This is a genomic window from Nitratidesulfovibrio liaohensis (assembly GCF_011682075.1).
Taxonomy (GTDB): Bacteria; Desulfobacterota; Desulfovibrionia; order Desulfovibrionales; family Desulfovibrionaceae; genus Cupidesulfovibrio; species Cupidesulfovibrio liaohensis.
This window is the reverse complement of the sequence record NZ_VSMK01000165.1, coordinates 1-5,476: the sequence shown is the minus strand read 5'-3', so window position 1 is coordinate 5,476 and position 5,476 is coordinate 1. Positions and strand designations below refer to the sequence as shown.

The window sequence follows — 5,476 nt, the reverse complement described above, 5'->3', positions numbered from 1 at the left end:
CAGCCGGATGCCGCCGCCTGGGGCGGGCGCACCCTGGACTGGCACGCCCCGTACATGGTCCAGTCCGCCGACCTGCACCTGACCGCGCACTTCCGCGCGCCGGAAGGCACCCCGCCCGACCTTGCCGCCTTCGCGGACGACACCCCGCCCCCGTCGGGCAACGATACGGGCAACACCACCGGCGAACCACAACGCGACACCCTGTCGCCGGAGGTGGCCTTTTCCCCGGCCCGCGCCCATGCGCTGCCCTTTTCCGTCAGCGACCTGCACGCCCAGGTCACGGACATGGGGCGCTTCGACTACCTGCGCCCGTGCATTTCGGTAACCGGATGCTGCCACATGTTCCGCACCGCGGAACTGCTGGAGGGCGGGGGCTTTTCCCTTTCGCTGTCACCGTCGCAATACGACGACCTGGAACACGACCTGCGCCGGGCACGTGCCGGGCGCCTGGCCTGCTACACCGGCTTTCTGCCCGTGCGGCACATGAAGCGCAGCGGCAAGGCCGTGCGCATGGGCGCGGCACAGTTCGGCAACGGCCTTGGCAACCGGTACAAGCTTTCGGGCATGTTCGACACCGCCGAAGTGTTGACCATGCGCCGCCGCGAGTTCGAGGCGCTGGAACGCGACCTGCTGCGCAAGCTGGCGGCTCTGGGCACGCGGACGGGTTCCTGACGGCAGGCGTGACGGCGGGGCTTGCCCGGGTCGGGCCAGTCAGGCACGATTACCCAGTCAGGCACGATTACCCGAACAGGTACTATTTCCCGAATTGGCCAGATTGGCCGATACCCCCGGCAGCCCCGGACCACCACGATCACCACGCCCCGCACCGGGGCACACGGCTACCGCGCGGACGCACCGCGCGCCCTTGGCAGGACACCATATGCACGTCAAATACCTGATCATCGGCGCAGGCCCCACCGGCCTTGGCGCGGCCCACCGGCTGACGGAACTGGGCGAGCATTCCGTATTGGTGCTGGAGCGCAACCCCTACGCCGGGGGGCTGGCCGCCAGCTTCCGCGACGCGGCGGGGTTCACCTGGGACATCGGCGGGCACGTGGTGTTTTCGCATTACACCTATTTCGACAATCTGGTGGATGCGCTGCTGGGCGGAGAATACCTGGAGCACATGCGCATCGCGCGGGTGCGCATTGCCGAGCGCTGGGTGCCCTATCCCTTCCAGAACAACATCCGCCACCTGCCGCCGGACATGCAGTGGGAATGCGTGCAGGCCCTGCTGCCCGGCCACCGGCGCGAAGTGGCGCCCACCAACTTCGCGGAATGGTTCGAATACGTCTTCGGCGCGGGCATCGCCAAATATTTCATGCGGCCCTACAACTTCAAGGTATGGGCCACCCCCGCCGAGATGATGAGCTATCAGTGGATCGGCGAGCGGGTCAGCGTGGTGAACCTTGAAATGGTGCTGCGCAACCTGGTGCTGCAACTGGACAACGTGAGCTGGGGCCCCAACAACCTGTTCCGCTTTCCCCAACAGGGCGGCACCGGCGAAATCTTCACCCGGCTGGCCGCGCGCCTGGGCGACAAGGTGCGCCTGAACACCCCCGTGGCCGCCGTGGACCCGGCCAGCCGCGCCGTGCATACAGCCGACGGCCAGACCATCACCTACGACAAATTGCTGACCACCGGCCCCCTGGATATCCTGATCCGCGACCAGATCGGAGCGGGGCCCGCCGCCGCCATGGTGGGCGACGGCATGCGCGCCGCCGCCGGGCAACTGGCCCGCAACGGGGTGTTCGTGGCCGGGGTGGGCGTGAACGGCACGCGCGATGACGACACCTGCTGGATGTACTTTCCGGAATCCAACGCGCCCTTCTACCGCCTGACCAACTTCCACAACTACTCGCCCCGCAACGCGGCCCGGCCCGGCCACCAGCGCGCGCTGATGGCCGAAACCTCGTGGTCGAACCACAAGCCCGAGCAGTTGGACACCCTGATGGACAAGACCATCGAGGGGCTTGTAAACACCTCCATGCTCCATCCCGATGAAACGGCGCGCATCGCGTCGCGGTGGTCCATTGCCGTGGACTACGGCTACCCGGTGCCCACCCTGGGGCGCGATGACGCCCTGCGCTGCATTCAGCCATGGCTGGAAGCGCACGGCATATACTCGCGCGGGCGCTTCGGCGGGTGGAAGTACGAGGCCGCCAACATGGACCATTCGGTCATGCAGGGCGTGGAATGGGCCGGGCGCATGGTGCTCGGCGAAGAGGAAACCACCTACAAGCTGTGATGCGGCCGCCTGACCGGCGGGTCGATCCGAGACCACCATGAATGCACAACGCTACGAGGCGCGGCGCGAAACCCTGCGCGCCGCCATGCGCGAAAAAGGCCTGTCCGCCCTGCTGGTCAGCCACGCGGCCAACCGGTTCTACCTTTCCGGCTTCGAACTGCACGACGTGCAGTTGAACGAGAGCGCCGGGTACCTCATCGTCACCGCCGACGGCAACGACTGGCTGTGCACAGACCCCCGCTACCTCGACGCGGCCCGTCGCCTGTGGCCCGAAGAGCGCGTGTTCATCTATTCCGGAGACGCGCCGGGCCAGATCAACGGGCTGCTCAAGGACAAGATGCGTGGTACCGTGGGCTTCGAGGCGCGCGCCGTGACCCTGGACTTCTTCGACAAGGTCTCGCCCGGTCTGACCATGGAACGGGCCGACGGCATGGTCGAGGAAATGCGGGTAATCAAGGAACCCGAGGAAATCGAGCTGATGCGCCGTTCCGCGACGCTGAACCACCGGCTCATGGAATGGGTGCCCACCATCCTCGTGCCCGGACGTACCGAAGCCGAGGTGGCCTGGGACATCGAAAAGTTCTTCCGCGAGCATGGCGCCAGCGAACTGGCCTTCTCCAGCATCGTGGGCGTGGGCACCAACGGCGCCCTGCCCCACTACGCCCCCGGCGACGTGCCCCTGACCGAAAACTGCCCGGTGCTGGTGGACGTGGGCGCCCGGCTGGACCTGTACAACTCGGACCAGACCCGCACCTTCTGGGTGGGCGACAAGCCCGCCGACCACTTCACCCGTGCGCTGGAACAGACCAAGGCCGCCCAGGCCGCAGCCATCAGGATCATGCGCCCCGGCCTGCCGGTGGCCGATGCCTACCGCGCCGCGCGCGCCCACTTCGAGGCGGAAGGGGTGGCCGCCCACTTCACCCACGCGCTGGGGCACGGCATAGGCCTGGAAACCCACGAACCACCCAGCCTGAACCCGCGCAATGAAATGATCCTCAAGCCCGGCATGATCGTGACCGTGGAACCCGGCCTGTACTACCCCGAATGGGGCGGCATCCGCTGGGAATACATGGTGCTGGTCACCGAGGACGGGGTGGAGATTCTCTAGCTCCCTCCCCGGCGAGGAAATCCGCAATGCATGCGCCCGGCCCCTGCGAGGGGTCGGGCGTTTCGCGTGAGGAGGGCTGGGCAAGGTTCCCGGATCGCAACGAGGCCGGGCAGCTTGACACGATGGCTCAGTCGGGGCACCTCCCCCGTACCGGCGGCCAGCTCCCCCCTGTGCTCCCGCATCCCCCCGTCCGCCGCCCCACACTCACCCGCAGGAGACCCCGTGGCCCGCAAACGCCCCCGCAAGCCATCCCCGCCGCTGCCGCCGCCGCGTACTTCGTCCCGGCTGTACGCGCGCATCGCGCCCCGGCATATCGCCATGTTCCGCTTTCTGCTGGAGGCCCAGGACAACCTGGGCTACATGACCGTGCTCGATCGCGGGGTCGGGGGCAGTGCGAATGGCAATGACGCGGATGGCAACGGCGCGGTACCGAGTGGACACGGCCCGCAAGGCGGCCCCCCCGGCGGCATGGGCAAGGGCTCCACAGCCCCCGGCGCGGACGCCGTGCTCAAGATCGTGTTCTCGCCGCATCAGGAACGGGAGATGCGCGCCTTTCTGGAGTCCATGCGCGCCACCATTCCCTTCACGGTCTTCGAATCGCCGTTGCGCGTGCAGACGCGACAGGTGGAATAAGACCGGCGGGCAGCGCTGGCGTGACAACACAGACACGGCAGGGCCAACGTTCCGGCCCGCGCGCCTCTGCAGCACACGGCAAACGAGCGGGGCGCACCAACATGGTGCGCCCCGCTCGTTTGTTGCCTGCCATGGCAGGTCGGCTCCTGCCCTGTTCAGAACAGCGTCCCCTGCTCCCCCTCGCCGCCGCGCAGCGCCTGCATGCGCCGGATATACGCGCCCACGTCGAACTTGGAGCGTGCCCCGTTGTAGGTCATGGAGCGGATGGTGCCCTGCACGGGGCGTTCGCCCCACGGCCTGTCGTGCACCCCCCCTGCTGACCATGCGATGCCGGTGTAGCCGTTGCTGTCGCGGCCATCCAGAAAATAGCGGTCGTTCAGGGCCACGGCCACGCGCACGGCGTCTTCCGGCGTGGGCGACCACAGCAGGATCTGCTTGGCCCAGTACATGCGCAGGTAGCCGTGCATGCGCCCCGTGACCACCATTTCGGTCTGGGCCGCGTTCCACAGCGGGTCCTCCGTGCGCGCGGCATCCAGTTGGGCATGGTCATACAGGGCCGGGCGCGGGTCGCCCCGGTGCTTGTCCAGGGTGGCGCGCGCCCAGTCGGGAAAACAGGTGACTGCGTCGTAGTCCTGCGCGTGCAGACAGAAGTTGTCGGCCAGTTCACGCCGCACGATCAGTTCTTCCAGAAACGAGGCCCGGCAGTCCTCCGGCGCCTCTTCATGGGCCTGTGCCGCCAGCGCGGCCCGCTGGGCGGACAGCATGCCGAAGTGCAGGTACGGCGACAGGCCGGACACGCCGTCTGCGTTGGGATCATTGCGCAGGTGGTAGCGGTGCAGACGGGCGCGGATGAAATCGTCCAGGGCGGCGCGGGCGGCGTCCTCCCCGGGGGCGATGTCCGGTATGCCCGGCAGCGGGCGGACCTCGGCCACGGTGCGGTCCACGGCCAGGTTGTCGCGCAGGGATGCCCAGTCAACCTCCGGGACGGGCAGCGTCCACGGGGGCACCGGCCCGGAAGACACGGAGGGCAGCGGGGGAAGGGGCGCCAGGAATTCCGGCAGCAGGCGATGGATTTTCGGGCGCAGGGTGCGGGCCGCGTATTCACGCTTGGGCGAGGCCACCCGGCAGGGCACCACGTTGCGGCCATCCACCTCGTGCAGGGGGCAGACCCCGGCCAGCCCCCGCGCGGCGGATGCCAGCCACGCCCGCTTCACCCGCAGCACGTCGAAGTCGGTGACCACCAGCGAGGCATGCACCGCGCGGGCATAGCCCACCACTTCTTCCGGCGGGTTGCCACGCAGCACCACCAGGGGGATGCCCGCCGCCGCCAGATGACGCCGGGTTTCCTCCATCCCGCGCAGCAGAAAGCCGAACTGGCGGATGGTGGCCCCCAGAAAGCTGCTGGCCAGGCACCACACCACGGCCAGCGGCGCGCCCAGCCGGGCGGCCTCGGCATGGGCGTGCAGCAGCGCCCAGTTGTCGCGGGC

At 68.4% G+C, this 5,476-nt stretch carries 4 protein-coding genes and 1 pseudogene; 4 read left to right on the top strand and 1 reads right to left on the bottom strand.

Annotated elements, in window-relative coordinates; all coding sequences use genetic code 11:
- The 4 genes and pseudogenes from FVW27_RS06905 to FVW27_RS06890 form a co-directional block, all read left to right on the top strand.
- Window positions 1-672 (top strand): annotated as a pseudogene (locus tag FVW27_RS06905) (glycosyltransferase family 2 protein); the annotation flags it as partial.
- Window positions 673-880: 208 nt separating this feature from the next.
- Window positions 881-2,248: a protoporphyrinogen/coproporphyrinogen oxidase gene (locus FVW27_RS06900; RefSeq protein ID WP_167123848.1), complete on the top strand. Its 1,368-nt coding sequence runs from the start codon at window positions 881-883 to the stop codon at window positions 2,246-2,248.
- Window positions 2,249-2,285: 37 nt separating this feature from the next.
- Complete coding sequence (locus FVW27_RS06895; RefSeq protein WP_167123846.1) at window positions 2,286-3,356, top strand: M24 family metallopeptidase; 1,071 nt, start codon at window positions 2,286-2,288, stop codon at window positions 3,354-3,356.
- Between the two features lie 222 nt (window positions 3,357-3,578).
- Complete coding sequence (locus FVW27_RS06890; RefSeq protein ID WP_341806102.1) at window positions 3,579-3,989, top strand: DUF4911 domain-containing protein; 411 nt, start codon at window positions 3,579-3,581, stop codon at window positions 3,987-3,989.
- A gap of 155 nt (window positions 3,990-4,144) precedes the next feature.
- Here the strand turns inward: FVW27_RS06890 and FVW27_RS06885 are convergent.
- The coding region (locus FVW27_RS06885) for a deoxyribodipyrimidine photo-lyase (protein WP_167123843.1) at window positions 4,145-5,476 on the bottom strand (1,332 nt) is incomplete at its 5' end.

Coding starts and splice junctions, on each gene's coding strand:
- FVW27_RS06900 (WP_167123848.1), top strand. CDS start 881: ATGCACGTCAAATACCTGATCATCGGCGCAGGCCCCACCGGCCTTGGC.
- FVW27_RS06895 (WP_167123846.1), top strand. CDS start 2,286: ATGAATGCACAACGCTACGAGGCGCGGCGCGAAACCCTGCGCGCCGCC.